Genomic DNA, 26,427 nt, shown 5'->3' on the forward strand with positions numbered 1-26,427 from the left:
CACCGTCGGCCGTGGCGCCTTCCAGCTCGGCTTCCGGGCGAAGCGCAACCCGGTGCCGCAGCGTCGGGCGGGCCATGGCTTTCACGTCGTCGGGGGTGACATAGTTGCGCCCGGACAGCCACGACCACGATCGCGCAGTCGCCAGCAACGCGGTCGCCCCGCGGGGTGAAACACCCAGCCGCAGAGCAGGGGAGCTGCGGGTGGCCCCGACGATGTCGACGATGTAGCCGAGCACCTCTTCGGCGACGCGGACCTGACGCACCGCCGCGCGGGCAGCGGCCAACTCGACCCCTCCCGCCACCGGCCGGATACCCGACAAGTCCTGCGGATCGAACCCGTGGGCATGCCGGCCAAGGATGGCGATTTCTGAAGCACGGGGCGGCAGCGGCACATTCAGCTTCAGCAGGAAGCGGTCGAGCTGCGCCTCGGGCAGTTGGTAAGTGCCTTCGTATTCGATCGGATTCTGGGTCGCGGCGACAATGAATGGGTCCGGCAGCGGCTTTGGCTCGCCGTCCACGCTGACTTGCTGCTCCTCCATCGCCTCGAGTAGGGCAGCTTGCGTTTTGGGTGGAGTGCGGTTGATTTCGTCGGCCAACAGGAGATTGGTGAACACCGGGCCTGCCCGAAACGCGAAAGCCGCGGTGCGCGCGTCGTACACGAGCGATCCGGTCACGTCGCCGGGCATCAGGTCGGGAGTGAACTGCACACGTTTGAATTCCAGCTGCAGAGCCGCGGCGAGTGCACGGACGAGTAGCGTTTTCGCCACACCCGGAACACCTTCCAACAGCACATGTCCTCGGCATAACAACGCGACCACCAGGCCGCTAACCACAGCTTCTTGTCCGACAACGGCTTTGGCGATTTCGGCGCGTAACGCCAACAACGCCTGACGCGCCGATTCCACGGCCGGGGCCTGCGCGGGTGCGGATGCCGGCTGTGTCATGAGTGTGCGACCTGCCTTTCGATGTCGTCGAGCGCGTGAGCCAGATGTACCAGGTCGGCATCGGTAGCCGGCGGGGGCCCGAACAACGTGTGCTGAGCCCACTGGGAGTCTGCTGAGCAGCGCTGGGCGACGGCGATCGCTGCCGCCGCAGGAGGCGCGCCGGCAGTCAAACCGAGCCGGGGCAGCAACCGCTGCAACGTCGCGTTGCGCAAGGCTTGCGCAGCACGATCGCGGGCTCGCCGGGACCGATACAACCTGCCGCGGCCCTCGGTGGTCTCTGACGCCCGCACCACGACCGGTAGATCCTCGGCCACCAACGGACCCACGCGCCGGCCTTTCCACAGCGCCAGCAGCAGCACGGCCAGCCACAGCTGCCACACCATCCAGGTGACGTTATCCGGGATCAGATCGATGATGCTTGTGCCCGAACGCGGTTCGCCCTGGGGATGCCGCGGAGCGAACCAGACGACCCGAGGGCGGTCACCGGTGAGGTTCATCGCCAGCGCAGCGTTGCCCGCCCGCAGCAGGCCACCGTTGGTCATGAAGCCGGTGTTGCCGACGACCGTGACTGTGCGTGTGCCGTCGCGGTAGCGGACCAGCACTCCGGCATAGCAACTGGTGATCACCTGGTGCGCAGTCGCCTTATAGGTGTTGCTCGGCCCGAACTGCACTGACCCGGCCTGATTCGCTTCGCGCAAGTCGCAGTCGGGTTCGAGGTCGGTCTTGCTGATGGCACCGCTGCGCAGCGCCGGCGTGAGCGCCGCCCTGACCCGCGACGTCGGTTCCACCACCAGCAGGTCAGCGGAGGTGTCGCCCAGTTGGTGCAGCAGCGCATCATCGGTCACCAGTTGGGTCTGCGCGAACACCACGAGACTGCCCGGGCGAGCTGCGCTTTCAGCATCGCTGACCGTCTGGGCGACGACGACTTCCACACCGTAGCTGCGCAGCAGTGTCAGCAGAGCGTGCGCACCCTCAGGGCCTGTCGAGCTCGGGTCCATCCGGCCGCCGGGGCGTTCCGCGGTCAGATAGGCAGTGGCAGCGCCGACCACGGCGAGAACGACCAGTATCAGCACCACCCACAGCCAGGTGCCTCGACGCCGCACCGCGGGCGCCATAGACCCGGCGGTTGTCACCGGACCCGCGCCCACGACTCGGTGACAGCCGGCTGTTGCGCCGCAGCAGAGTCGGCGGGCCGGCGTGACCGCAAGTGGTCGTCGAGCCCGGCGATCAGGTGGTATCCGGCCGCCGTGCCCGGTAAGGCGCCATAAGTGACATCGTTGAAAATGGCTGATGCTTGCGCGAACTCGTGGTGCAGATGCGGACGGCGGTCGCCGGCATCCTGGGCCAGCTCGCCCGCGGTGCGGCCCGCAACCGGATCCAGGACACCGCTTTCCTCCAATTCCCGGGCGACCGCGCGCAGCCGGTGCCGTATCGCGACGGCCCAGTCGCCTTGCGCCGCGTGCTGCTCGGCGCTGGCGCGATGCTGCGCGGCGCTGAGCTTGTCGGCGTCGAACAGCGGATAGTCAGCGCCGCGCCTGGCGCGGATGGTGCGCCGCAACACACGGACGGCCAGCGTGACTGCGAGCGCCAGCACGATGAACAGCGCGATGATGCCCAACCAGCCGCCGGGCACCACTTCACTCGTCCGCATGAAGCGCTGCAGCAGTTCGTTGACCCAGTCGTGCAACCGCTGCGACACGGACGCTCTGGGATAAATCGGCTTGGCCAGTTCGCGCTGGGCAGCATCGTGCGCGGCATCGCGGTCGATGTCGATAGCGGGCAACGTCAGCCTGTTCTCAAACCGGCCGGGTCAGCCAGAGATAGTCGGTGGACGCGGTCGCCTGCGGTCCGCCCGCCGCGCCGGATTGCAGCACCAGGTCGAACGCCTCGGCGCGTATCCGGCGGTCGGTGTACAGCAAGACGACCACTCCGGCGCTGAACGGCGTGGTGATGATCTGACCGATCGCCGACCCGACGGTGGTAAGCGTGGTACCGACCAACACCGGGCCGCTGGAATGCGTCGCCACCATGAACTGACCGGCCAGGGTAAGGGGTGCCGCCACGGCATACCCGACGACGATCGCCACGACGGCGGCCAGCGTCCGGATACCGAGAACCCGCCAGAAGCCGTTGCGCACCAACGCGATCGACCGGGTGATCGAGTCGATTACCGGAAGTCGTTCCAGCACGATGAGCACAGGGGCAAACGACAGCAAGGTGTAGAAGTAGCCGATGATCGCGGCGACGGCGAGTACCAACGGAAGGCCGAAGACGAACGCCGCGCCGTTGCCGACCACTTTGATAACGGCGAGTATCAACCCCCCGGCGAGACCCAGCAGCGTCAGGCCGCCGGCTTCCACGGCGGCGAGCCCGATGAGGGCGAGCAGGCGGCCGCGAACCTTCGGCCAGGCTTCGGCCACAGTGATCGTCGACCCGAACACCGCGCGGCCCACAATCACGGTGAGGATGCCGGCGAGCAGTATGTCGCCCAGCCACATGACGAAAGTGTTGGCCCCTACTGCGAGGTAATCCGTGGCCAGTGGTCCCAACTTGGCGATCAGCGCGAAGACCTGGACGACGACGACGATGGCGGCAGTGAACCCCAACGTCGGCTTGGGATTGGCGCGCACGTAGCCGACCGCGCCATTGAAGATGTCGCTCAGGCTCAGCGGTCGCAGTGGAATGACGCCGGGTTTCAGCGGCGCGGGCGAGACCGGCGACGCGGCGCCGAAGCCGAAGGGTGCACCGTAGCCCGGCGGTGGTCCGTAGCCGGGTGGTGGTCCGTAGCGAGGTGGCGGACGCCCCGTCGGCGGCCCGTAGCCGGGCGGCCCGTATCGCGGTGGCGGTTGGTAACCGGTCGGGGTCCCATAACCGGGCGGCGATCCGTAACCCGGCGGTGCAGCGCCGTAAGACGGCGGTGCGAACGCAGGCGGTGCATACCCGGCGAATCCGTAACCCGGCGGCGGATAGTCGGGCAGGTGATCCGGGTAGTCGGCCGGCGGCGTGCTCACCGAATCGAGCCGCCGTCGTCGTTGATCATGGCTTCCATCCTGTCCGGCATCGAGGCAATGTCAATCACTGACCGCCCCGCCCCGGTGCGGCGCGTACCGTCTTGCCCATGGCCGAACTCAAGTCGCGACTGCGGGCCGATCTCACCGATGCGATGAAGACGCAGGACAAGTTGCGAACCGCGACACTGCGAATGCTCCTGGCGGCAGTCCAGAACGAGGAGGTCTCGGGAAAGCAGTCGCGTGAGCTGCCCGACGACGAGGTGCTCAAAGTGATGGCCCGGGAGTCGCGGAAGCGCGGCGAATCCGCCGAGATCTACGCCCAAAACGGCCGGGGTGAGCTCGCGGCCAACGAGCTCGCCGAAGCCCGGGTGATCGACGAGTATCTGCCCGCCCCGCTGACCGAAGGTGAGTTGGCCGATGTCGTCGACACGGCGTTAGCGCAGGTGGCCGAGCAGTTGGGGGAGCGGCCGACCAAGAAGCAGATGGGGCTGGTGATGAAAGCCGCCACTGCGATCGCGGCGGGCAAGGCCGATGGCGCCCGCTTGTCGGCAGCGGTGACGAACCGGCTCTGACTTCTTAACCGGCGCGTTCGACTCGATCAGCCGTTTGCTCCCGTGGCACCGGGGTACCCGTGTGGGCATGACCCGGTTTGGCTACACGCTGATGACGGAGCAGAGCCCACCCAAAGACCTTGTCAGGTATGCGGTTTCAGCCGAGGAGCGGGGCTTCGACTTCGAGGTTTCCAGCGACCATTTCTCTCCTTGGCTGGCGTCGCAGGGCCACGCGCCGAATGCGTGGACCGTGCTGGGCGCCATCGCGCACCAAACCCAGCACGTCGATCTCTACACCTACGTGACCTGCCCGACGATCCGGTATCACCCGGTGATCGTCGCTCAGCAGGCGGCGACGTTGCAGATCCTCGCCGACGGGCGATTCACCCTGGGGCTGGGCAGCGGGGAGAACCTCAACGAACATGTCGTCGGCAGAGGTTGGCCGACCGTCGTGCGCCGGCAGGAGATGCTGGTCGAAGCCATCGAGATCATCCGCGCCCTGTTCGACGGCGGGTTGGTCGACTGGCGCGGTGACTACTTCGAGGTGGATTCCGCGCGATTGTGGGACCTGCCGGAGACCCGGGTCGGTATCGGCGTGGCGGTGAGCGGCCCGAAGTCGATCGACCAGTTCGCGACGATCGGTGACCACTTGATCGCCGTCGAACCCACGAAGGAGCTCGTCGACGGCTGGCATGCTGCGCGTCAGGGCTCGGGGTCGGGTGACGGCGGTCGCGTGGTCGGGCAGATACCGGTGTGTTGGGATCCCGACCGCGATACCGCCGTCGAACGGGCTCACGACCAGTTCCGCTGGTTCGGCGGCGGTTGGAAGGTCAACGCGGACCTGCCCACGCCCGCCGGTTTCGCCGGTGCGACGCAGTTCGTCCGGCCGGAGGACGTCGCCGAGAGCATTCCGTGCGGCCCCGACCTGGATGGCATCGTGGAGGCGGTCCGGCCCTTTTGGGAAGCCGGCTTCACCGACATCGCCCTGATCCAGATCGGTGGCGATACCCAGGACTTGTTCCTCAAGGAGGCGGCCGAACCGCTGCTGCAAGCGTTGCGGGGTGCCTCGAGTAAAGGAGATAGCCATGAGTGAAAGCTCGGTGGCCGCGACCAACGCCCTGGTGAAGGGACTCGGCGCCGCCAGCCTCGGGCTGGGCCTCACCGAGGTGCTGGCACCGCGGCGAGTCGCCGCAGCTGCCGGTGTGGACGACACCAGCCGGTCACGGCCGGTGATCAGGGCGTTGGGGCTGCGCGAGTGCGGCCATGCCGCCGCCCTGCTGTTCGGTCCGAGCAAGCTGGTGTGGACCAGGGTCGCCGGCGACGTCTTGGACGTCGGTGTGCTGCTTGCCGGAGTCGCCAAGCGCGGGCAAGGACAGCGCGGCCGGGGCACGGTTTCGGCGCTCGCCCTGGCTGGGATCGGTGCCGTCGATCTCTACGCCGCGCTGCGCACCACCCGCGACGGCAGCACCGGTCGTCACGCGAACGCGCCCCGTCACCGCATGCTGCGCGCGGCGGTCACCGTGCAGCGCGAGCCCCAGGACGTCTACCAGTTCTGGCGTGAATTGGAGAACCTGCCGTCGTTCATGTACCACCTCAAGTCGGTGACCGCGGAGTCGGCGGAGCGGTCGCGTTGGGTCGCCAACGCGCCCGTCGGCCAGCAGGTGCAGTGGGAAGCGCAGATCATCGAGGACCAGCCCGGCACACGCATTGCCTGGGAATCGCTGCCGGGGTCGGCTGTGCAGAACAGCGGCAGCGTCGACTTCACCGCCGCGCCGGCCGGCGGCACCGAGGTCCACGTCACCATCGGCTATCACATTCCCGGTGGCGTGCTGGGCAAGGCGGCCGCGACCGTCCTCGGCGAGTCACCCGAACAGCAGGTCAACGACGACCTTCGCCGGTTGAAGCAACTACTCGAGACTGGTCAGGTGCTGCGGTCCGACGGGTCACCGGAAGGCACGGCCGCGATCAGGCAGATGCACCAACGGCCGGCGCAACCACATGCGGCGGGGAAAGGAGCGGACCGATGAAAGCCACGGTGTACGCGGGACGCAACAGCGTTGAGGTGCAGACGGTTCCGGATCCCAAGATCTTGAACGACCGAGACGCCATCGTGCGGATCACCTCGACCGCAATCTGCGGATCGGACCTGCACCTGTACGACGGCTACATCCCGACCGTCAAGCATGGTGATGTGCTCGGCCACGAATTCATGGGTGAGATCGTCGAAGTCGGTAAGGCGGTGACGAACCTCTCCGTCGGCGATCGGGTTGTGGTGCCGTTTCCGATCGCTTGCGGTGCATGCTCGGCCTGCGAGCGCGACCTGTATTCACTCTGTGAGAACTCCAATCCGAACGCCGGTATTGCCGAGAAGTTCATGGGTCACTCGCCGGCGGGATTGTTCGGCTATTCACACATGCTGGGCGGATTCGCAGGTGGGCAGGCCGAATACGCGCGCGTCCCATTCGCCGATGTGGGACCGCTGAAAATTGAGGACGACCTGACCGACGAGCAGGTGCTGTTCTTGTCCGATATCTTGCCCACCGGCTACATGGCCGCCGAAATGTGTGACATCAAGCCAACCGACGTCGTCGCCGTCTGGGGTGCGGGACCGGTGGGGTTGTTCGCCATCGTCAGCGCTTACCTGCTCGGTGCCGCGAAAGTCATTGCGATTGACCGGGTGCCGTATCGGTTGGCGCTGGCCGAGCAGCAGGGTGCGATACCGATCAACTTCGGCGAAACCTCAGTGCTCGAGGAGCTGCTGGATCTGACCGGGGGCCGGGGACCTGATCACTGCATCGACGCGGCGGGCATGGAGGCCCGCAGCGGATCGACCGTGGTGGACGCCTACGATCGGGTCAAGCAGGCCGCGCGCCTGGAAACCGAACGGCCACACGCAATTCGGGAAGCAGCGATGAGTTGCCGGAACGGCGGCACTATTTCGATCGTAGGCGTGTACGGCGGATTGATGGACAAGTTCCCCATCGGCGCCGTCATGAACCGGTCGCTGACCATCAAAACCGGCCAGTGTCATGTGCACCGGTACATGCGACCTCTGCTCGATCGAATCCGCAAGGGCGACATCGACCCGACTTTCATCATCACCCACCACCTGGGTCTGGAGCAGGCGCCGCACGGCTACGAGATCTTCAAACACAAACAAGACAACTGCACCAAGGTCATCCTCAAACCCTAAGGAGCGCAAAAGTCATGGCAGTTCAACAACTGAACGGCAAGAAAGTCGCGATTCTCGCGGCAGACGGTGTGGAGAAGGTAGAGCTGGAAGAACCGCGCGCCGCTTTGGAAGAGGCGGGTGCGACGGTCGAGTTACTGTCGCTGAAATCGGGTGAGATTCAGGCGCGTAACCACGATCTGGAACCGGCTGGAACCTTTCCCGTCGACCGCGAGGTGTCGAAGGTGTCGGTCGACGACTACGACGGACTCGTGTTGCCGGGCGGCACGGTGAATCCGGACAAGCTGCGGTTGGACAGTTCAGCGGTGTCGTTCGTGCGTGACTTCGTCGGCTCGGGGAAGCCGGTTGCGGCGATCTGCCACGGCCCGTGGACGCTGGTCGAGGCGGGTGTGGCGAAAGGGCGGACGCTGACGTCGTATCCGAGCATTCGCACCGACTTGCGCAATGCCGGTGCGAATGTAGTCGACGAGGAAGTCGTGGTCGACGGGAATCTGATCACCAGTCGCTCGCCGCGCGACCTCCCGGCGTTCTGCTCGACGATCGTCGAACAGTTCTCCGACGCGTCAATTCGCGGGTGACGAGGTAGACCAGATGGCAGCGGCAACCACACGCAGCCGACTTCGTCAGTACCTCAACGACGTTGACTATCCGGCCGATAAGAATGCTTTACTCGAAGCGGCCAACCGTAACGGCTGCGACGAGGACACCGGTCGCGCTCTGCGGGCGATTCCTCCGGAAACCTATGCAAACTTTACCGAGGTGCTGTCGTCGGTGGCATTGACCGATGACGACGACCTCACCGACGCACAGAAAGCCGAAGCGCACCGCGTGCACACCAAGGCGAACATGGCGCAGAGTGCCAAGGACGTCGGGCCAGTCAACCCCATCGTCGAGGAATTGGGTGAAAACCGGGGTTCGTGAAGTAAGTCATCACGGCGATTACTTCGGTTTCAACCATGTTAAATGCGGGCATCAGTCACGACGAGCCGTGATCGCCGCGGCGATCACGACGTCGAAAGGCTCCCGTGACCATCACCTATCCGGCCTCCAGCGGTCCTTCGGCCGTTGACGGGGTGTATCCGCCGCAACAAGACTCGCAACTGCTGGTCGAGACGATGGAGCGCACCGCGCTGGTTCCGGGGCGGCACGTGCTGGATCTGTGTACCGGCAGTGGTTTCGTCGCGATCGCCGCAGCCGAAATGGGTGCCGCGAGCGTCACCGCATTCGACATCTGCCCACGGGCCGTGCGGTGTTCACGCGGCAACGCTGTGGATGCGGGAGTCGACATCGATGTCCGCGAAGGATCGTGGACGGGAGCCCTGAGCTGCGAGCCGTTCGATGTGATCGTGTCCAACCCGCCGTATGTTCCCATTGCGCCGGAAGCTGATTCCGAGCTGATCCCGTCGTCGGCCGGTCCGGAATGGTCCTGGAACGGTGGCGCCGACGGTCGGGTCATCTTGGATCCGTTGTGTGAAGCGGCACCGAAACTGCTGCGCGACGGCGGCTCGATGCTGGTGGTGCAATCCGCCTTCGCGGACGCCGACAGGTCATTGAAGAAATTGCGATCCGCCGGCATGGACGCTGCAATTGTTGCCTCGCAGTGGATTCCGTTCGGACCGGTGCTTTCAGCACACGCGAAGTGGTTGGAGGACACCGGCCGGCTGCGAACCGGCTGCCGGAAAGAGGAGCTCATCGTAATCCGGGCGGACAAGCTGTGACCCGCGTGGAATCCACTCGAGTGCAGGTGGTTCCGAACGGGCCGGTGTTGGTGGCGGGTCCGGTGCGGATCGAGATGCCGAGCGGGCGGGTGGTGGAATCGGACCGGTTCATGGTCGCGATCTGTACCTGTCGGCGCAGCAAAGAGTACCCGCTGTGCGACACCAGTCACCGCAAGTGCCGGCCCGCTAAGTCAGCCGAGCGGGCGTCGTAACGACGTTTCTCCTGCTTTCCAGGCCGCAATGATCAAGTCGGCCAACCGGTTCTCGACAACTGCATTCGCGCGGATACCGAACACCACGTCCTGGTCGAGTTGCGGTTCGCGCGCCACCAGATCGCCGACCACATCCATTCGTACCACCTGTTCGTGCACCGCGTCAGCTTCGACGTGCTCGCGGTAGAACGTGACGCATTCCATTGGTGCATCCAGTCGTTGCAACGCCTCGACCAGCCGGCGCGAGCCGGGCGAAGAGGTGATTTCCGTCGACGCGAAATGCCCGATCGCCGCGCCACGCAGCCAGCGATGCAACCCGAACATCGACATCAGGTTCACTACCGCGAGCGATTCGGCCGGAACGTAGTCGAGGTAACCGAGATACGTCGAGTCCAGCCCGGCGGCGTCCATCAAATCGGCGAACAATTGCTGATGCAGATAGGCACCGCGCCCGGCACCGAATTCGTCGAATTCCACGGCGACGAAGGAGGCTTTGGCCTGTCCGGTCAGTCGCGGGATCGCGAAGGCGTGCGGGTCGCCTTCCTTGAGGTGATACAGCGAGCGGTGCACGAAGTATTCGCGCATCTGCTCCCAGGTCCCGGTTTCGCGCAGATAGTACGACGGGCCGTCACCATCAGCGGGTTCGATTGTGAGCGCGTCCATCTCGGCGATCGCGGTGTCTTCCGGCTCGATGGGCCCGACGTCGCGGCGCACTTCCGTCAGAAAAGCACGCTCCAATTGTGCGCGTAAATACAGCAGCGCGGGATTCCACTCCCAGGTCGGGTCGACCCCGGCGAAGCCGCGATAGTGCAACTCGTAGCACATGTACAACGCGAGGTGCAGATCGAGGCCGTAAGGATCGGAGTCACGCACTGAGGCTGCGATGCGATTGAGCTGATCCCGGGGTGCGGGTTCGGTGAGACAACGGCGGATAGCCATCGACAGCGGCCCGTAGGCCGCTGGAAGGCGTGGTTCCACTGTGAGCACGGGCTTCGTCACGGGAGTGCTGTACCCGTAGTCCGGCACCCGTCAAACGGCGCGGACGCCGACGCCTCGCGAGGCAAGTCAGTCCGACCTGTCGTCGTCCGCACTCCGCAGAAGCTTTTCAGGGTGGTGAAAAGGGTTCGTTCGGGATTGATCGCGGTCGAGATGGGGTGGTGGGATCCATTCGGTGCGGCCGTCGCGGCGTTGCCGGGTGGTCCAGCCGCCGGGTTTGATCAGGCGGTGGTGGGCGCCGCAGGCGAAGGTGAGCTGGTCGATGTCGGTGCGGCCGCAGTCGGCCCATTCCCGAACGTGGTGCACTTCGCATAGGTAACCGGGGACTTCACAGCCGGGGTGCGAGCAGCCGCGGTCTTTCGCGTAGAGCACTATCCGCTGCGCGGGTGAGGCCAGCCGTTTGGTGTGATACAGGCCGAGGGCTTCGCCCTTGTCGAAGATCGCCAAATAGTGATTAGCGTGGCGGGCCATGGCGATGACATCACGCATGGGCAGCAGGGTGCCGCCACCGGTCAGCGCGGTGCCCGCACCGGCCTCTAAGTCGTGCAGGGTAGTGGTGACGATGATGGTGGCCGGTAGACCGTTGTGCTGGCCGAGTTGACCGGAGGCGAGGACGGCGCGGGCGGCGGTGTGCAGGGCGTCGTGGTTGCGTTGGGCCGGGGTGCGGGTGTCGCGGTCGACGGCTTCTTGTGAGGGTGCGCCATCAAGCACCGGTTCGATGTCGTGCGGGTTTGCCATGCCGGGGGCGGCGAGTTTGGCCAGCACGGCTTCTAGGGCGGCGCGTGCGGCCGGGGTGAGCCAGCCCCGCAGCGCGGTCATGCCGTCACGATCCTGTGTGCCCAGGGTCAGGCCGCGGCGGCGGGCGCGGTCCTCGTCGGAAAAGTTGCCGTCGGGGTTGAGCACCTCGGCGAGTTTGGCGGCCAGCTTGGCCAACAACTCCGGCCGGTATTGGGTGGCGTAGTGAGCGAGTTGGGCTTCGGCGTGTTCGCGGGTGGGCGCGTCGATCCAGCACGGCAACTGGTGCAGGAATCCGCGGATCACCCGCACATGGCCCTCACCCAGGGTGCCGGCGCGTTGGGCGGCGGCGGTGGCGGCCAACTGCGCCGGCAACGGCTCACCACTCAACACTTGCCGATCCCCGAGATCTTGGGCTTCTTCGATGCGTCGGTTGGCGTCGCTGCGGGTGATACCGCACCGGTCGGCCAACACATGGGAGAGCTTGCCGCCGATCTCCGCCGCGCTGGCTTGGTGGCGCACACCGTTGATCAACGCATGCCGCACCACCGGCAGCCGCCGGCAGTCGTGCTCGAGGCGTTCGAGCAAGCCGAGCCGTTCGGGTGTGGTCAGCGCATCGAACGACAGGTCAGCCAGACCGGAGACGGCGTCGCGTAACGCGTCGAACGCGGCGACGATCTCTTCGCGACTGCTGGCTGCCATGCCGGAAATGTTATCGGCGACCACCGACAATAAACCTCTGAAACCGATGTTACGCAAGTGATTCGAACGAGAACAGGGCGCCGTTCTAGCGATGAGGCAGAAATTCCTGCGCCTTTATTTTGATGCCTTCCTTCATGATCCCGAACGCATTCTCGTCGCCGCGTAGGACAGCGCTGGCTGCAGATTTCATCTGGTCGAAGGTGGCGTGCGGCGGCACCGGAGGGACGTCCGGATCACAGTGCACGTCGAGAACCGTTGGGCGATCGGCTCTTAGAGCTTGATCCCACGCCGATGCAATCTGGCCCGGGTCGGTCAGGGTTGCCGAACCCAACCCCAGGCTGGCCGCGAAGCCGGCATAGTCCACGTCGGGCAAGGTCTGCGATTCAGGGAATTTCGGTGCGCCGCCCATCGCGCGCATCTCCCAGGTGACTTGGTTCAAATCGTTGTTGTGCAGCACCGCGACGATCAATCGTGGATCGGTCCATTCCCTCCAGTAGTGGGCAATCGTGATCAATTCGGCCAACCCGTTCATCTGCATCGCGCCGTCGCCTTCGAAGACGATGACCGGACGATCAGGGTGGGCGAACTTGGCACCGATGCCATAGGGCACCCCAGGTCCCATCGTGGCCAGCGTGCCGGACAGCGAGCCGCGCATACCGTTACGGAACTTCAGATGGCGCGCATACCAATTCGCCGCTGAGCCGGAGTCGGCGGTGACGATCACGTTGTCGGGCAGCTTCGGCGACACGTCGGCGAACAACCGCATAGGGTTGATCGGATCGGCCCACACCTCGGCTTCCATCGCCATGGTCTCCCACCAGCGCTGCACATTCTTCTCGATGGCCTCCCGCCAGGATCGGTCCGACTTCCGCTCGATCAGCGGCAGCAGCGCCCGCAGCGTCGCGGCGGCATCACCGACCAGGTTCACCTCGTTGGGATACCGCATGCCGATCAGCGCCGGGTCGATGTCGATCTGCACACCGCGGGCCTGACCGAACTCCGGAAGGAATTGTGAATACGGGAAGCTCGAGCCGATGGTCAGCAATGTGTCGCAGTCGCGCATCAGCTCGTAACTCGGACGCGTGCCCAGCAACCCGATGGCGCCGGTCACCCACGGCAGCTCGTCGGACAGAACGTCTTTACCCAGTAGGGCTTTGGCGACACCGGCGCCGAGCACTTCGGCCACCTCGGTGACCTCGGCAACCGCTCCTCTCGCGCCGCAACCGACCAGCATTGCCACCCGCTCGCCGGCGTTGAGCACGTCGGCGGCACGCTGCAAACCCTTGCGCGACGGTTCGGTTTGCGGCCATTCGAATCCGAGACTGGATGGGACCATCTTGAATTCGTGTGTGGGCGGAGAGTATTCGAGCTCTTGCACGTCGGAAGGAATGATGACTGCGGTAGGCGCTCGCCTGCTCAGCGCGGTCCGTATCGCTCGGTCCAGCACATTGGGCAGCTGCTCAGGCACCGTGACCGTCTGCACGTAGTCACTGGCGACGTCCTTGAACAGGTTGGCCAGGTCGACTTCCTGCTGATAGGAGCCGCCGATAGCGCTGCGGTTGGTCTGTCCGACGATGGCCAGCACGGGTACGTGATCGAGTTTCGCGTCATAAAGACCGTTCAGCAGATGAATCGCGCCGGGTCCCGAAGTCGCCGTGCACACACCGATCTTGCCGCTGAACTTCGCGTAACCGACCGCTTCGAATGCGGACATCTCCTCGTGGCGGGATTGGACGAACTTCGGCTTGTTCTCAGCCCGGCCCCATGCTCCGAGCAGTCCGTTGATTCCGTCACCCGCATATCCGAAAACCTTCTCTACCCCCCAATCACGCAATCGTTCCAACACGAAGTCGGCAACCGTGGCGCTGGCCATGCAACAACCTCTTCCCTGTCTCTCTCTTGAATCAGACAGGTGAATACCCACCGCGTAGTGGGCTCAGACTCGCAGCCAGCGGCCTAAGCGTGCCCACTCAAATACGCGACGATTCCTTGGGTCACCGCCGCGGCGTAAGCAGCACGGCCGTCCGCACTTTCCATCTGCCGGGCGTCGTCGCCGTTCTTCATGTTGCCGAGCTCGACGAGGACCGCCGGGTATTGAGCCAGATTCAAGCCGGCAAGATCCGCACGGCCGTACAACCCGCCCGACCCGAGATACGTCGACGTCGGCATGCCGGCGCCTGCCAACGCGTCGCGCATGGTGGTCGCCAACTGCATCGCGGGGCCACTTTGCGCGTCATTCAAGGGTGGGCTCGAGTAGTTGACGTGAAACCCTCGACCGCCTGGTGGTCCGCTGTCGGCGTGGACGCTGACAATCGCGTCCGGATGCATGCCATTGGCCGCCGCCGCGCGCTGATCGACGCAGGGCCCGACGCTGCTGTCGTCGGCGCGGGACAGTTCGGTCCGCACACCTAGTTGATCGAGCGCAACGCGGATCTGTTGCACGACGGACCAGTTCAGGCTGTGCTCGGGATACCCGTCAGCTGTCGCCGTTCCCGTCGTCTGGCAGTCCTTGGTTCCGCCTCGACCGTTGGGGACCTGCCGGGTGATCGATGCGTCGTTGGCGCCGCTGTGCCCCGGGTCTAAAAACACCGCCATCCCGGCGATGTTGGGCGCTGCCCTGGCGCGCGGCGCTTGCATCGACGAGACCGACAACAGACTTGCGATGACGAGCAGCGCAGCAGCCAGTCCGGAGGAAATCCACGGTGGCAAGCGCCGGTGATCCGTCACGAGTGCTCCTGACTGGGTCGGGGTGGCGGGATTCGAACCCACGGCCTCTTCGTCCCGAACGAAGCGCGCTACCAAGCTGCGCCACACCCCGCATAAAGCCACGACAGCGTATCGCACCAGCCCGCCGGGTGACCAAACGCGATTGACTGACCGGCGCGCGGGGTATTGGCAGTGGGTCGCTCTGCTGGGCCGCGGGGCGGCCGGAGTGTTGCAGGTCACACCGGGTCACGCGCGACGACTGCCCCACATTCCGCGATGGAAGAACCGTGATGTCGGTGGCGTTGAGCAGACTAATGGAACGACGAGTAATCGGGTGCGAGGAAGCGAGAGGGCTATGACGTTATTGGGCGCCGTAGTGTTCGGCGGACTGTTGGGAATCGCGGTGCTCTGGCTCTGGGTGACCGCACCGGAAAACGAAGTGCCCGACGTCGATTCCTGGGATCACTCCCAGTGGCAGGAACCCTCGAACTTCGTCAGCATCTCGGCAGGCGCAGACGGGTCCAGCCCGTGGGCGGCCACCCACTCGTCGCAGAAGTAAGTGTCGACATAGCGGTCGCCGCTGTCCGCGAGCAGTGTGACCACCGAACCGCTACGTCCCTCGGCGACCATTTCGGCAAGCAGCCCGAAGGCTCCCCACAAGTTGGTGCCGGTCGAGGCACCCACGCGTCGGCCCAGCACGGTGCTGGCGTGACGGGCCGTCGCTATCGACGCGGCGTCCGGCACCGCGACCATCCGGTCCACCACCGTCGGCAGAAACGACGGCTCCACTCTTGGGCGGCCGATCCCTTCGATGCGCGACGACGCGGTCATGACGATGTCGAAGCGGGATTCGGCGTAGGCCGGAAAGAACGCCGAGTTCTCCGGGTCGACGACGCATAACCGGGTGGCGTGCCGCCGGTAGCGGATGTAGCGGCCGATTGTCGCGCTGGTTCCGCCGGTGCCCGCGCCGACGACGATCCATTCCGGGACAAGATGGCGTTCCTCGCGCAACTGAAAGTAGATCGACTCGGCGATGTTGTTGTTGCCGCGCCAGTCGGTGGCCCGTTCGGCGTTGGTGAACTGATCGAGGTAGTGGCCACCGGTCTCCCGCGCCAGGCGCTCCGCGTCGGCGTAGACGTCGCGCGCGTTCGCCACGAAATGGCAAAAGCCACCGCGCGCTTCGATCAGCGCCACTTTGGCTGCGCTGGTCGACTCCGGCATCACAGCGATGAACGGCAGACCCAGCAAGGCGGCGAAGTACGCCTCGGACACGGCGGTCGAACCCGACGACGCCTCGACCACCGTGGTGCCCTCGCTGATCCAGCCGTTGCACAGTGCGTAAAGGAACAGTGAGCGGGCCAGCCGGTGCTTGAGGCTGCCGGTGATGTGCGTCGTCTCGTCTTTGAGGTAGAGCGCGACATCCGCGTCGGCTTCCCAGGCCGACGGCAGCGGATAGCGCAGCAGATGAGTATCCGCGCTCCGGCGCGCGTCCGCCTCGATCAGCCGAATCGCGTTGTCTGCCCAGCAGCGTGGTTGACTGCGAACCGCGATCCGGGTCTGGGGCGTCAACGCACGGAAGCGGTCGGCTGTGACCGGCTCAGGTCGCTGGTCGAATCACGCCCGCCGGTCGGCGCTGCGATGAGGGTCAGCAGGGTGGCCTCCGGTCGGCAGCAGAACCGCAGCGGTGCGAACGGCGAGGTGCCGATACCCGCGGATACGTGCAACCGCATCGTCGCGCCCCAACGAGACGCGCCCTTGGCGCGGGACCGGTCCAACCCGGAGTTGGTCACGATCGCGCCGTAGAACGGCAGGCACAGCTGGCCGCCGTGGGTGTGGCCGGCCATCACCAGCTGATAGCCGTCGGCCGCGAAGCGGTCCAGCACCCGCGGTTCCGGGGAATGGGTCAGTCCGAGCCGCAGATTGGCGGCCGGGCTGGCCGGGCCCGCGATCGTCTCGTAGCGGTCGCGCGCGATATGCGGGTCGTCGACGCCGGCAGCAGCGACGTGCAATCCCGACACCTCCAACTCGCGGCGGTTGTGCGTCAGGTCCAGCCAGCCGCGCTCGGTGAAAGCCGCCCGCAGATCCTGCCAGGGCAGCGGCTCACCCTGCACACGATGGCCCGGGTTGGTCAGATAGTTCAGCGGGTTCTTCAGACGCGGGCCGAAGTAGTCGTTGCTGCCGAAGATGAAGACACCCGGCCGCGACAGTAGATCACCCAGGCTCTGCACCACTGCCGGCACCGCCTTGGGGTGCGCCAGGTTGTCGCCGGTGTTGACGACCAGGTCGGGTTCCCAGCCGGCCAGCTCCCGCAGCCACGCCTGTTTGCGGCGTTGGTTGGGCCGCATGTGCAGATCACTGATGTGCAGCACCCGCAGCGGCGACGAACCCGGGGTCAACACAGGCATTGTCAGTTCACGCAACACGAACGCGTTGCGCTCGATAATCGAGGCGTAACCCGCCCCCGCGACAGCCGACCCGAGGACGGCGGCGCCGGTGGATTTCAGTGCGGCAGACATGAACGCAGCCTACTGCCCGAATCGGCTACGGGGGCGGCTCGCCGGGCGGCGGCGGCGCCAACAGCGGGATCGTGATCGGCGGCAGGCCCGGGATCTCGACGATCGTCGAACCGACCGGCACCGGACCCTGCATCTCGGGCGGCGGCGCGGGGGCCGGCGCAATGCCGTTGCTGGTCTGAACCGTGATGACCGAGCCCGGAATCGTCTGACCGTTCGGGGAGGTGCCGACCACCTCACCGTACTTCGCCGTGCTGTTGACCGAGCTGGGCTGGTCGGCGACTTGGAAGCCGGCGTCCTTGAGACGCTGGCGGGCCTCGTCGAAGTCCAGGCCGGCCACACTGGGCACCCGGGAACCGGGACCGCCGTCGACGTAGCGGGGATCGGTCGGTGGCAGGTGGATGTCACCGTACTTGGTGGCAATCGGCTTCATCGCGGTGAACCAGGTGCGCGCGGGTTCGTTACCGCCGTACAGGTCGCCGTTGCCGCATCGCCGCAGTGGAAACGAGCACAGGTCCGATGGCGAGGTGGAGTCGTCGTAGATGTAGTTGGCCGCCGCGTACTGGTTGGTGAAGCCGACAAAGCCTGAGGAGCGGTGCGCTTCGGTGGTGCCGGTCTTACCCGACATCGGCAGATTCCAGCCCGCAGCGCCGGCCGAACCCGACGCGGTTCCCCCGGCCTGCGAGTCCTTGCTCAATGCGTTGGCCAACGTGTTGGCCAGCCCCTCCGGCACCACCTGGTCGCAAGCTTCGTTGGTGACCCCGACCTCGTTGCCGTCCCGGTCGATGAGCTTGTCGACCGGGTTCGGCGGGCACCATACGCCGCCGGACCCCAGCGTCGCCGCGACGTTGGACAATTCCAGTGCGTTCAACTCGAACGGTCCCAAGGTGAACGATCCGATGTTCTGCCGTTTGATGAAGTCGGCCAGGCTCTCGTTGCTGTTCGGGTCGTAGTCGCGCGCGCTGCCCGGATCGGCGTAGGACCGCAGGCCCAACTTGATCGCCATGTCCACGGTGCGCGGCACGCCGATCCGCGAGATCAGCTTGGCGAACGCGGTGTTGGGCGAGGTGGCCAGCGCATCGGTGACATTCATCGAACCCCGGTAACTGCCGGCGTTCACCACACACCAGGTCTCCTTCGGGCAGCCCTTGGCCCCGCCGCTGCCCATGCCCTTGGTCTGGAAACTTCCCGGCACGTCGAGCACGGTGTTGATGCCCATGCCCATGTCCATTGCGGCCGCGGTGGTGAAGATCTTGAAAATCGACCCGGCCCCGTCACCGACCATCGAGAACGGCTGTGGCCGCATCGTCTCGCCCGCTTCGGTGTTCAGTCCGTATCGCCGGTTGCTGGCCATGGCGACGACACGATGCGAGTCGCGGCCGGGCCGGATCACGCTCATCACACTGGCAATACCGTTCAGGTCCGGGCTGGCGATACTGTCGACCGCCTGCTTGACCGGTGTCTGCACGTCGGGGTCGAGATTGGTGCGGACCAGATAGCCGCCGCGGGCCAGTTGCTCTTTGCTGATTCCGGCACGCGCCAGGTAGGCCTGCACGTAGTCGCAGAAGAAGGCGCGGTCACCCGCGGCGATGCACCCGCGCGGCAGCTCGTTGGGCTGCGGCAGAATGCCCAGCGGCTCCGCCTTCGCGGCTCGCAGCGCGTCGGCCTCCGCGGGCAGGTTGTCGATCATGGTGTCCAGCACCACGTTTCGGCGCGCCAGTGCCCCCTCCGGATTGGTGTAAGGGTTCAGCGAGCTGGTCGACTGCACCAGCCCGGCCAGCAGCGCCGCCTGTTGCCAGTTCAAATCCAGCGCGTTGACGCCGAAGTAGGTCTGCGCGGCGTCTTGCACACCGAAAGCGTTGTTACCGAACGACACCAGGTTGAGGTAGCGGGTCAGAATCTCCGGTTTGGTGAAAGTCTTGTCGAGCGTGAGCGCCATGCGGATTTCACGCAGCTTGCGCGCCGGCGTGGTCTCAACGGCTGCACGCTTCTCTGCGTCGGTCTGGGCGAGGACCAGCAGCTGGTAATTCTTCACGTACTGCTGCTCGATCGTCGAGCCACCGCGGGTGTCGACGTCGCCAGAGGCATAGCCGGCCAGCCCGGTCAGGGTGCCCTTCCAGTCCACACCGTTGTGCTCGGCAAACCGTTTGTCTTCGATCGAAACGATTGCCAGCTTCATCGTGTTGGCAATCTTGTCGCTGGGTACCTCGAACCGGCGTTGCGAGTACAGCCACGCGATGGTGTTGCCTTTGGCATCGACCATCGTGGTCACCGCGGGCACGTCGCCGGCGACCAGTTGGGCCGAGCCGTTGGCGACGACCTCGGACGCCCGGTTGGACATCAGCCCGAGTCCGCCGGCCGCTGGGAACATCAAAGCCGCGACGACCACACTGGCCAGCAGGCAAACGCCTGCCAACTTGAGGATCGTGATACCCGTCGCGGGGCGCTCCGACATGGCTACTACAGTAGCGACGCCGCTTGTTGAGCCTGAAATCGCTCACCTGAGCCGAACTCACCGCGGCTGTTCATGGGACCGCGAGTGATGTGGACGGCACCCGAAATGGGGCAAGTTCGAGCGTCCGACGCCCGTTATGAGCCCGTTATCACGATCGGACTGCACGGCCGTCCCAAAAAGGGCGTACCAAACTGTTGCGCAATTGGTACCTGACCACCTAACTTAGACACACACTGAGATACAGGTAACACCAACGTGCATAGTGTGGCGTAGGTCGCATCGCGAAAATGCACTGAGGGTAAGGGCCCCGTAACGGAGGCCGGAGCGAAGGGGAGCGCTGGTGTCAGGAACACGGCCCGCGGTGCGTAAAGCGACGACAACACCTGTCAGCAGCACCGTTTATCGCGCGGACGCTGAGTCTCGCATCGCATGGGTGTCCAAAGCCCTGTGCCGGGCCACCGATCCTGACGAGCTGTTCGTTCGCGGTGCTGCCCAGCGCAAAGCCGCCGTGATCTGCCGGCACTGTCCGGTCATGCTGGAGTGCGGCGCCGACGCGCTGGACAACCGGGTGGAATTCGGCGTCTGGGGCGGAATGACGGAGCGTCAGCGCCGTGCGCTGCTCAAGCAGCACCCCGAGGTGGTGTCGTGGGCGGAGTTCTTCGCTGGGCAGCGCAAGCACCGCAGCGCTGGCTAAGTTCTTCTCGCTAACTTGCGGCCACCGGCGTGGCCGTCAACTGATCGGCGATCGTTCGCAGCGCCTCCAGATCTGAGACGTCGAACGGCAGTGACGGGACCCCCACCATGGCGACGTGCGGATGCGCCCCGGTGAACCGCGACAGCAGCCGGATCTCCCGCCTGGCGATCACCGCGCGGTCCGCATGGATCCGCAGTACCGCGCCGGCGATCTGGGCGGACTCGTCGGGGTCGGCCGCGGCGGCGAGGGTCTCGGTGGCGTCGATGGCACGCTCGACCGGCAGCGCACTGAGCATCGGGTGGGTGCGGTTCAAGATCAGCCCGGCCAGCGGCATCTGTTCCTGCGACAGCCGGTCGACGAAGAACGCCGCCTCCCGCAGCGCGTCCGGTTCGGCCGCCGACACCACCACGAACTGGGTGCCCCGTCGCTTCAGCAGCGCGTAGGTGCGGTCCGCCTTCTCCCGGAAGCCGCCGAAGGTGGCGTCCAGTGATTGTACGAATGCTGCTGCATCCGAGAGCATTCGCGAGCCCAAAATGGTCGACATGGCTCTCATTGCCAGCCCCACGGCACCGGTGACCAGTCGTCCGATTCCGCGGCCCGATCCCAGCAGCAGCCGCCATAGCCGGCTGTCCATGAAGCTACCCAGCCGTTTCGGCGCGTCCAGGAAGTCCAGGGCGTTACGCGACGGTGGGGTGTCGACCACCACCAGATCCCAGCGGTCCTCGCTCAAGAGTTGACCCAGTTTCTCCATCGCCATGTACTCCTGCGTGCCGGCGAGCGAGGTGGCGACGGTCTGATAGAACTGGTTGTCCAAAATCGCTTGTGCGCGGTCGGGTCCGGAGTACTGCACCACCATTTCGTCGAACGTGCGGCGCATGTCGAGCATCATCGCGTGGAGCTGCCCGGACACTTCCGGTGCAAGCGGAACGCGCTGAGGTGAGTTGCCGAGGTCGCTGATCCCCAGCGCTTGCGCGAGCCGTTTCGCGGGATCGATGGTCAGCACAACCACCGTGCGGCCGTATTCGGCTGCGCGCAGCGCCATCGCCGCGGCGGTGGTCGTCTTGCCGACACCGCCCGCCCCGCAGCACACCACGACCCGGTTGGAGGTATCGGCGAGCATCGCGGCGATGTCCAACGTTTCCGGTGTGACGCTCATCGGACTCCCTGCTGGGCAAGCACTTCGGAGAGCTCGTAAAGACTGCCGAGGTCGACGCCGTCGGTGATGGTGGGTAGCTGCAGCCGGGGCACCTGCAGCTCCTCGAGCTGCTCGGCGTTCTCGGCGCGGGCGGTAATCCGGGTGGCGTGCTGGATCGTCTCGGTCAGCAGACCGGCGAAGTCGGCGTCGGACAGCTTGATTCCGGCCCTGGCCAAGCCGGCTCGCACCGAGTCGGCGTCGATGACGCCCTCGGCGGCCTTCGCCAGGTCCGCGGACGGCAGATACGCCGGGATGTTGCGGTTGACGATCACACTGCCGATCGGCAGGCCCAGCCGCTGGAGCTCGTCGATCGCCTCGATGGTCTCCTGCATGGGCAGCGCCTCGAGCAGGGTGACAAGGTGCACGGCGGTCTGCTCCGAGTGCAGCAGGTTCACGACGCCCTCGCTCTGGGCGTACACCGGGCCACCCTTGGCCAGATCGGCCACCGCCTTGGTGACGTCGAGGAAGCGCGCGATGCGCCCCGTCGGTGGTGCGTCGACGACGACCGCGTCGTAGACCAAGTTCTTGGACCTCTTGTCGACGCGCACCACCGACTCCTTGACCTTGCCGGTGAGCAGCACATCACGCAGCCCCGGCGCGATCGTCGTCGCGAACTCGATCGCACCGATTCGGCGCATGGCGCGGCCGGCGATGCCGAGGTTATAGAACATGTCGAGGTATTCCAGGAACGCCGCCTCGATGTTGATCGCCAGCGCGTTGACCTGGCCGCCCCGCTCGGCGGTGGCGATCTTGACTTCCTGATAGGGCAGCGGCGGCACGTCGAAAAGCTGCGCGATCCCTTGGCGCCCTTCAACTTCCACCAGCAGGACTTTGCGTCCCCCGGCTGCCATCGTCAGCGCCAAGGCGGCGGCGACGGTCGACTTGCCGGTGCCCCCTTTGCCGCTCACGAAATGCAGTCGAGCCTTCGCCAGGCGCGATGGCCAGCCGGCAACGCGGCCGCCGTCCGATGTGGGTGCCACCAACGCATGCTAACCAAGCCGGCTGCCTGCGGTGCGCCTGATCGGTGATCGGACGACCGATAAGCTCCAGTTATGACCCAACCCACCCTCTGGGAGTACGCCACTGTTCCGCTGCTGACCCACGCGACCAAGCAGATTCTCGACCAGTGGGGCGCCGACGGCTGGGAGTTGGTCGCTGTGCTGCCCGGGCCGACCGGTGAACAGCACGTCGCCTACCTCAAGCGTCCCAAGTGAGCGCTGAATCTTTCCAGGCCCGGCTCTTAGAGCTGGGCATCGAGCTTCCCCAGGTGGCCAAGCCGCTCGCCGCCTACGTACCCGCCGTGCGCACCGGCAACCTGGTCTATACCGCCGGCCAGCTGCCATTGCGGGACGGGAAGCTGACGCTGTCGGGCAAGGTCGGCCTGACGGTCAGTCCCGAGCAGGGTCACGGGCTGGCGCGGATCTGTGCGCTGAACGCGCTGGCGGCGGTGGATTCGCTGGTGGGTATCGACGCAGTGAAGCAAGTCGTCAAGGTGGTGGGTTACGTCGCGTCCGGGCCCGGATTCAACGGCCAGCCCGGCGTGATCAACGGGGCCTCCGACCTGTTGCGTGAAGTGTTCGGCGACAGCGGTGTGCATGCCCGCTCGGCGGTGGGAGTTTCGGAGTTGCCGCTCGACGCACCGGTGGAAGTCGAATTGATCGTCGAGGTGGGGTAGCGCGGCGATGTCCGGCCAGGCACTGACGCACCCGGCATACGGTGAACTGCGCCCCGTGACCGAAACCGCGTCGGTGCTGTTGGCCGACAACCCGGGCCTGATGACGCTCGAAGGCACCAACACCTGGGTGCTGCGGGCCCCGGGCAGCAAGGAGTCAGTGATCGTCGATCCCGGCCCCGACGACGACGAACACATCGCCCGGGTCGCGGCGGTGGGAAACGTCGCTCTGGTGCTGATCAGCCACCGGCACCCCGACCACACCGACGGCATCGACAAGCTGGTCGAGTTGACCGGTGCGCCGGTTCGGTCGGCCGGCAGCGGGTTCCTGCGCGGCCGGTCTGCCGAACTGCGCGACGGCGAAGTGATCGAGGCGGCGGGCCTGGCAATCTCGGTGCTGACCACCCCGGGGCACACCGCCGACTCGCTGTCGTTCGTGCTCGACGATGCCGTGCTGACCGCCGACACGGTGCTCGGTCGCGGCACCACCGTCATCGACAGTGACGACGGCAGCCTGGCCGACTACCTGGATTCGCTGCACCGGCTGCGCGGACTGGGCCGACGCACAGTGCTGCCCGGGCACGGGCCGGAGCTGGCCGATCTGTCGGCTGCCGCCGCGGAATACCTGGCGCACCGCGAGCAGCGGCTGCAGCAAGTCCGCTCGGCGCTCGTCGATCTGGGTGACGACGCCAGCGCCCGCCAGGTCGTCGAACACGTCTACACCGACGTCGACGAGCAACTGTGGGACGCCGCCGAGAAGTCGGTGCAGGCGCAACTGGATTATCTGCGTCGCTAGATTGCGCCGCGCTTCGCGCGCGCTTACCTCGCTCGGGGTCGGATGCTCGCTCGGTTGCGCCCGCGCTTCGCGCGCGCTTACCTCGCTCGGCGCGCGAGCCGCTCGGAGTCGGAGATCAGCACACTCTTGCCCTCCAACCGAATCCAGCCGCGGTGGGCGAAGTCGGCCAGCGCTTTGTTCACCGTCTCCCGCGACGCACCCACCAGCTGTGCGATCTCCTCCTGGGTCAGGTCGTGGGTGACCCGCATCGCGCCGCCCTCCTGGGTGCCGAACCGCTGAGCCAGCTGCAGTAGCTGCTTGGCGACTCGGCCCGGCACGTCGGTGAAGATCAGATCCGCGAGGTTGTTGTTGGTGCGCCGCAGCCGGCGGGCCAGCACTCGCAGCAGTTGCTCGGCGATCTCAGGCCGGTCGGCGATCCAGGCCCGCAGTGCATCGCGGTCCATCGACACCGCCCGCACCTCGGTGATGGTTGTCGCGCTGGACGTTCGCGGTCCCGGGTCGAAGATCGACAATTCGCCGAACATGTCCGACGGACCCATGATCGTCAGTAGATTCTCGCGGCCATCCGGAGAGCGTCGGCCGATTTTGACCTTCCCGGACATGATGATGTACAGCCGGTCGCCTGGCTCCCCTTCTGCGAAAACCGTGTGTCCACGCGGGAAGTCGACAGGCTGCAATTGTTTGGTCAGCGCGGCGACGGCGCTCGGTTCGACCCCCTGGAAGATTCCGGCCCTCGCCAGGATCTCGTCCACGTTGCCCCTTAGCTCTGTTCAATACGTACTGGCGCAGGTCTATCGCCCCGATTGCCCGGCTCGCTCCCGCAGGCGGGATGCTGGGCAGCTCCCAGATCTACGGTTGCTGAGCTGAGTCTAAAGGTAAGCCGTTAACCCGACGTGCCAACGCTACACACGATTGATACGTCGAGTCACCGAACTACGGATTCGCTCGGGAATGCTTGTGCCGCCAGTTCGGTGCGCCGGGTTGGACCGCAGCCTCTTCGATTCGCTCCGTCCGGCGGCGATACATATCGTCCAATGCCTCCGGCATCCCGACTCGCGCCAGCGTGCCGACATCGACGGCCTCAGCCTGCGCTAGGAAATCTGCAACGTCGCACGCGGTGACGGTGTCACGGACCAACTCCGCTTCCAGCCGACTCAGCCCTAAGGTTGCCAGCATGAGCAATGCCGGGACAAGCACCGCTAGCAGAATCGACACAAGTCGCAAGTAAACACGCCGAAGATCTCAGCGGGATCACGAATAACCTACGCTGTCGAGCGTGATAGCGGGTAAGTCTTCCGGCCCTGCTGGGCCAACGCCTGTCGCGTCCGGCGCCGCCGCGGCGCGGCGCTGGTCCTCCGAGACCCGGACTGGCTTGGTGCGGCGTGCCCGCCGGATGAATCGGACTCTGGCGCAAGCTTTTCCACATGTCTACTGCGAGCTGGATTTCACCAACGCACTCGAATTGACGGTTGCCACCATATTGTCGGCGCAAAGCACTGACAAAGGCGTCAATCTCACGACACCGGCGTTGTTCGCCCGCTACCGCTCTGCGCAGGACTACGCAGCAGCCGACCGCGAAGAACTCGAGAACCTGATTCGTCCGACCGGTTTCTACCGCAACAAGGCCAACTCACTGATCCGCCTCGGCCAGGCTCTCCTCGAGCGCTTCGACGGTGAGGTGCCGTCGACGATGGACGAGTTGGTGTCGCTGCCCGGAGTCGGGCGCAAGACGGCCAACGTGATCCTTGGCAACGCATTCGACATCCCGGGAATCACCGTCGATACCCACTTCGGGCGGCTGGTCCGGCGTTGGCGTTGGACCAGCGAACAGGACCCCGTCAAGGTCGAGCAGGCGGTCGGCGAATTGATTGAACGCAGGGAGTGGACCCTGCTCAGTCACCGGGTGATCTTTCACGGTCGTCGGGTGTGCCACGCGCGCAAACCTGCCTGCGGCGTCTGTGTACTGGCCAAGGACTGCCCGTCGTTCGGCACCGGTCCGACCGAACCGCTGATCGCCGCGGCGCTGGTGAAAGGCCCTGAAACCGCGCATCTGCTGGCCCTGGCCGGTCTTGACACCTGACTCTGAGTCGGCGATGACCGTGTCAACCCACCGCACCACCCGCTGGACAGTTGCCGTCCTGGCGGTCGTCGCGTTGCTCATCGTGGGGTACGCGGTCGAGTTGCGCCACACCTCCTCCGGTCCGGCGGGCGTGACTCCCGGATCGACCGCGCCGGGCACCGAACAGGAGCACCGCGACGCCGACACCCCCGCGGCGCTGGCCGGTCCGCGGCAGCGCGCTCATCTGCCGCCCTGCCGCGCAGCTGTGAACACTGTGCC

Annotated in this window: 27 protein-coding genes, 1 tRNA gene and 2 pseudogenes; 14 read left to right on the forward strand and 16 right to left on the reverse strand. The window is 65.8% G+C overall.

The features are described from left to right. The 4 genes from WA317_RS05665 to WA317_RS05680 form a co-directional block, all read right to left on the reverse strand. On the reverse strand, positions 1-943 hold a 943-nt coding region (locus WA317_RS05665), incomplete at its 3' end, for an AAA family ATPase (RefSeq protein ID WP_425172103.1). Next, positions 940-2,058, reverse strand: a complete 1,119-nt coding sequence (locus tag WA317_RS05670) for a DUF4350 domain-containing protein (protein WP_425172104.1) — start codon at positions 2,056-2,058, stop codon at positions 940-942. The genes WA317_RS05665 and WA317_RS05670, both read right to left, overlap by 4 nt. Positions 2,059-2,072: 14 nt before the next feature. Next, positions 2,073-2,726: a DUF4129 domain-containing protein gene (locus WA317_RS05675; protein WP_425172105.1), complete on the reverse strand. Its 654-nt coding sequence runs from the start codon at positions 2,724-2,726 to the stop codon at positions 2,073-2,075. Between the two features lie 13 nt (positions 2,727-2,739). Further along, complete coding sequence (locus WA317_RS05680) at positions 2,740-3,954, reverse strand: hypothetical protein (protein ID WP_425172106.1); 1,215 nt, start codon at positions 3,952-3,954, stop codon at positions 2,740-2,742. A 107-nt stretch (positions 3,955-4,061) separates the two neighbouring features. Here WA317_RS05680 and WA317_RS05685 point away from each other — a divergent pair, with 107 nt between their 5' ends. The 8 genes from WA317_RS05685 to WA317_RS05720 all read left to right on the forward strand — a co-directional run bounded on the left by WA317_RS05685 (position 4,062) and on the right by WA317_RS05720 (position 9,625). Then, a complete protein-coding gene (locus WA317_RS05685) occupies positions 4,062-4,526 on the forward strand; it encodes a GatB/YqeY domain-containing protein (protein WP_425172107.1) in 465 nt (154 codons plus the stop codon). Positions 4,527-4,593: 67 nt separating this feature from the next. Then, positions 4,594-5,598, forward strand: coding sequence for an LLM class F420-dependent oxidoreductase (locus WA317_RS05690; RefSeq protein WP_425172108.1), 1,005 nt, complete (start codon positions 4,594-4,596; stop codon positions 5,596-5,598). Beyond that, positions 5,591-6,532 (forward strand): SRPBCC family protein, encoded by a 942-nt coding sequence (locus WA317_RS05695; protein ID WP_425172109.1) that lies wholly within the window; start codon positions 5,591-5,593, stop codon positions 6,530-6,532. Before WA317_RS05690 ends, WA317_RS05695 begins: the two co-directional genes overlap by 8 nt. After that, the gene (locus WA317_RS05700; protein ID WP_425172110.1) at positions 6,529-7,698 is read left to right on the forward strand and encodes a zinc-dependent alcohol dehydrogenase; all 1,170 of its coding nucleotides are present in this window, start codon (positions 6,529-6,531) and stop codon (positions 7,696-7,698) included. The genes WA317_RS05695 and WA317_RS05700 overlap by 4 nt, the downstream gene beginning before the upstream one ends. 14 nt (positions 7,699-7,712) lie before the next feature. Next, the gene (locus tag WA317_RS05705; protein ID WP_425172111.1) at positions 7,713-8,273 is read left to right on the forward strand and encodes a type 1 glutamine amidotransferase domain-containing protein; all 561 of its coding nucleotides are present in this window, start codon (positions 7,713-7,715) and stop codon (positions 8,271-8,273) included. A gap of 13 nt (positions 8,274-8,286) precedes the next feature. After that, positions 8,287-8,616 (forward strand): DUF2795 domain-containing protein, encoded by a 330-nt coding sequence (locus tag WA317_RS05710; protein ID WP_425172112.1) that lies wholly within the window; start codon positions 8,287-8,289, stop codon positions 8,614-8,616. A 104-nt stretch (positions 8,617-8,720) separates the two neighbouring features. Beyond that, positions 8,721-9,413: a HemK2/MTQ2 family protein methyltransferase gene (locus WA317_RS05715; RefSeq protein WP_425172113.1), complete on the forward strand. Its 693-nt coding sequence runs from the start codon at positions 8,721-8,723 to the stop codon at positions 9,411-9,413. A gap of 5 nt (positions 9,414-9,418) precedes the next feature. Beyond that, complete coding sequence (locus WA317_RS05720; RefSeq protein ID WP_425172114.1) at positions 9,419-9,625, forward strand: CDGSH iron-sulfur domain-containing protein; 207 nt, start codon at positions 9,419-9,421, stop codon at positions 9,623-9,625. On the opposite strand, the gene WA317_RS05725 is transcribed toward WA317_RS05720, so the two are convergent. The 8 genes from WA317_RS05725 to ponA2 all read right to left on the reverse strand — a co-directional run bounded on the left by WA317_RS05725 (position 9,605) and on the right by ponA2 (position 19,732). After that, on the reverse strand, positions 9,605-10,564 hold the full coding sequence (locus WA317_RS05725) for an iron-containing redox enzyme family protein (protein ID WP_425172129.1): 960 nt from the start codon (positions 10,562-10,564) through the stop codon (positions 9,605-9,607). The two genes, WA317_RS05720 and WA317_RS05725, sit on opposite strands and share 21 nt — an antisense overlap. Before the next feature lie 126 nt (positions 10,565-10,690). Further along, positions 10,691-12,058, reverse strand: a complete 1,368-nt coding sequence (locus WA317_RS05730; RefSeq protein ID WP_425172115.1) for an HNH endonuclease signature motif containing protein — start codon at positions 12,056-12,058, stop codon at positions 10,691-10,693. A gap of 85 nt (positions 12,059-12,143) precedes the next feature. Then, entirely contained in the window at positions 12,144-13,931 is a 1,788-nt protein-coding gene (locus WA317_RS05735; protein WP_425172116.1) for a thiamine pyrophosphate-requiring protein, read from the reverse strand. 83 nt (positions 13,932-14,014) lie between these two features. Beyond that, positions 14,015-14,785 carry an Rv3717 family N-acetylmuramoyl-L-alanine amidase gene (locus WA317_RS05740; protein WP_425172117.1) on the reverse strand — a complete coding sequence of 257 codons (771 nt, stop codon included), beginning with the start codon at positions 14,783-14,785 and terminating at the stop codon, positions 14,015-14,017. A 17-nt stretch (positions 14,786-14,802) separates the two neighbouring features. Next, positions 14,803-14,876, reverse strand: a tRNA-Pro gene (locus tag WA317_RS05745). 350 nt (positions 14,877-15,226) lie between these two features. Beyond that, positions 15,227-16,333, reverse strand: coding sequence for a PLP-dependent cysteine synthase family protein (locus tag WA317_RS05750; RefSeq protein ID WP_425172118.1), 1,107 nt, complete (start codon positions 16,331-16,333; stop codon positions 15,227-15,229). Further along, positions 16,330-17,280 (reverse strand): metallophosphoesterase, encoded by a 951-nt coding sequence (locus tag WA317_RS05755; protein WP_425172119.1) that lies wholly within the window; start codon positions 17,278-17,280, stop codon positions 16,330-16,332. The genes WA317_RS05750 and WA317_RS05755 overlap by 4 nt, the downstream gene beginning before the upstream one ends. A 25-nt stretch (positions 17,281-17,305) precedes the next feature. Beyond that, entirely contained in the window at positions 17,306-19,732 is a 2,427-nt protein-coding gene (gene ponA2 / locus WA317_RS05760) for a transglycosylase/D,D-transpeptidase PonA2 (RefSeq protein ID WP_425172120.1), read from the reverse strand. A 340-nt stretch (positions 19,733-20,072) separates the two neighbouring features. On the opposite strand from ponA2, the gene WA317_RS05765 reads away from it, so the two are divergent. Continuing rightward, the gene (locus WA317_RS05765; protein ID WP_425172121.1) at positions 20,073-20,426 is read left to right on the forward strand and encodes a WhiB family transcriptional regulator; all 354 of its coding nucleotides are present in this window, start codon (positions 20,073-20,075) and stop codon (positions 20,424-20,426) included. A 10-nt stretch (positions 20,427-20,436) separates the two neighbouring features. Here WA317_RS05765 and WA317_RS05770 read toward each other — a convergent pair whose 3' ends face one another. Together WA317_RS05770 and WA317_RS05775 are read right to left on the reverse strand one after the other, a co-directional pair. Next, entirely contained in the window at positions 20,437-21,582 is a 1,146-nt protein-coding gene (locus WA317_RS05770) for an ArsA family ATPase (RefSeq protein ID WP_425172122.1), read from the reverse strand. Then, positions 21,579-22,604 carry an ArsA-related P-loop ATPase gene (locus tag WA317_RS05775; protein ID WP_425172123.1) on the reverse strand — a complete coding sequence of 342 codons (1,026 nt, stop codon included), beginning with the start codon at positions 22,602-22,604 and terminating at the stop codon, positions 21,579-21,581. Before WA317_RS05775 ends, WA317_RS05770 begins: the two co-directional genes overlap by 4 nt. 69 nt (positions 22,605-22,673) lie before the next feature. On the opposite strand from WA317_RS05775, the gene WA317_RS05780 reads away from it, so the two are divergent. The 3 genes from WA317_RS05780 to WA317_RS05790 are packed head-to-tail and all read left to right on the forward strand — an operon-like array spanning position 22,674 to position 24,089. Further along, on the forward strand, positions 22,674-22,835 hold the full coding sequence (locus tag WA317_RS05780) for a hypothetical protein (protein ID WP_425172124.1): 162 nt from the start codon (positions 22,674-22,676) through the stop codon (positions 22,833-22,835). Beyond that, positions 22,832-23,296 carry a RidA family protein gene (locus WA317_RS05785; protein WP_425172125.1) on the forward strand — a complete coding sequence of 155 codons (465 nt, stop codon included), beginning with the start codon at positions 22,832-22,834 and terminating at the stop codon, positions 23,294-23,296. The genes WA317_RS05780 and WA317_RS05785 overlap by 4 nt, the downstream gene beginning before the upstream one ends. A gap of 7 nt (positions 23,297-23,303) precedes the next feature. Next, a complete protein-coding gene (locus tag WA317_RS05790) occupies positions 23,304-24,089 on the forward strand; it encodes an MBL fold metallo-hydrolase (RefSeq protein WP_425172126.1) in 786 nt (261 codons plus the stop codon). A 77-nt stretch (positions 24,090-24,166) separates the two neighbouring features. Here WA317_RS05790 and crp read toward each other — a convergent pair whose 3' ends face one another. Both crp and WA317_RS05800 read right to left on the reverse strand, forming a co-directional pair. Further along, positions 24,167-24,841, reverse strand: a complete 675-nt coding sequence (crp, locus tag WA317_RS05795) for a cAMP-activated global transcriptional regulator CRP (RefSeq protein WP_425172127.1) — start codon at positions 24,839-24,841, stop codon at positions 24,167-24,169. Positions 24,842-25,079: 238 nt separating this feature from the next. Then, positions 25,080-25,265, reverse strand: a pseudogene (locus tag WA317_RS05800) (hypothetical protein); the annotation flags it as partial. A gap of 217 nt (positions 25,266-25,482) precedes the next feature. Between WA317_RS05800 and nth the strand changes: the two are divergent. Both nth and WA317_RS05810 read left to right on the forward strand, forming a co-directional pair. Beyond that, positions 25,483-26,169, forward strand: coding sequence for an endonuclease III (gene nth / locus WA317_RS05805; RefSeq protein ID WP_425172128.1), 687 nt, complete (start codon positions 25,483-25,485; stop codon positions 26,167-26,169). A 13-nt stretch (positions 26,170-26,182) separates the two neighbouring features. Next, a pseudogene (locus tag WA317_RS05810) lies at positions 26,183-26,427 on the forward strand (TlpA family protein disulfide reductase); the annotation flags it as partial.

Origin of the sequence: Mycobacterium sp., from assembly GCF_049802695.1 — a bacterium.
Classification (GTDB): Bacteria; Actinomycetota; Actinomycetes; order Mycobacteriales; family Mycobacteriaceae; genus Mycobacterium.

Coding starts and splice junctions, on each gene's coding strand:
- WA317_RS05670 (WP_425172104.1), bottom strand. CDS start 2,058: ATGGCGCCCGCGGTGCGGCGTCGAGGCACCTGGCTGTGGGTGGTGCTG.
- WA317_RS05685 (WP_425172107.1), top strand. CDS start 4,062: ATGGCCGAACTCAAGTCGCGACTGCGGGCCGATCTCACCGATGCGATG.
- WA317_RS05690 (WP_425172108.1), top strand. CDS start 4,594: ATGACCCGGTTTGGCTACACGCTGATGACGGAGCAGAGCCCACCCAAA.
- WA317_RS05695 (WP_425172109.1), top strand. CDS start 5,591: ATGAGTGAAAGCTCGGTGGCCGCGACCAACGCCCTGGTGAAGGGACTC.
- WA317_RS05700 (WP_425172110.1), top strand. CDS start 6,529: ATGAAAGCCACGGTGTACGCGGGACGCAACAGCGTTGAGGTGCAGACG.
- WA317_RS05705 (WP_425172111.1), top strand. CDS start 7,713: ATGGCAGTTCAACAACTGAACGGCAAGAAAGTCGCGATTCTCGCGGCA.
- WA317_RS05710 (WP_425172112.1), top strand. CDS start 8,287: ATGGCAGCGGCAACCACACGCAGCCGACTTCGTCAGTACCTCAACGAC.
- WA317_RS05725 (WP_425172129.1), bottom strand. CDS start 10,564: ATGGCTATCCGCCGTTGTCTCACCGAACCCGCACCCCGGGATCAGCTC.
- WA317_RS05730 (WP_425172115.1), bottom strand. CDS start 12,058: ATGGCAGCCAGCAGTCGCGAAGAGATCGTCGCCGCGTTCGACGCGTTA.
- WA317_RS05735 (WP_425172116.1), bottom strand. CDS start 13,931: ATGGCCAGCGCCACGGTTGCCGACTTCGTGTTGGAACGATTGCGTGAT.
- WA317_RS05755 (WP_425172119.1), bottom strand. CDS start 17,280: ATGTCTGCCGCACTGAAATCCACCGGCGCCGCCGTCCTCGGGTCGGCT.
- ponA2 (WP_425172120.1), bottom strand. CDS start 19,732: ATGTCGGAGCGCCCCGCGACGGGTATCACGATCCTCAAGTTGGCAGGC.
- WA317_RS05770 (WP_425172122.1), bottom strand. CDS start 21,582: ATGAGCGTCACACCGGAAACGTTGGACATCGCCGCGATGCTCGCCGAT.
- WA317_RS05780 (WP_425172124.1), top strand. CDS start 22,674: ATGACCCAACCCACCCTCTGGGAGTACGCCACTGTTCCGCTGCTGACC.
- WA317_RS05790 (WP_425172126.1), top strand. CDS start 23,304: ATGTCCGGCCAGGCACTGACGCACCCGGCATACGGTGAACTGCGCCCC.
- nth (WP_425172128.1), top strand. CDS start 25,483: ATGAATCGGACTCTGGCGCAAGCTTTTCCACATGTCTACTGCGAGCTG.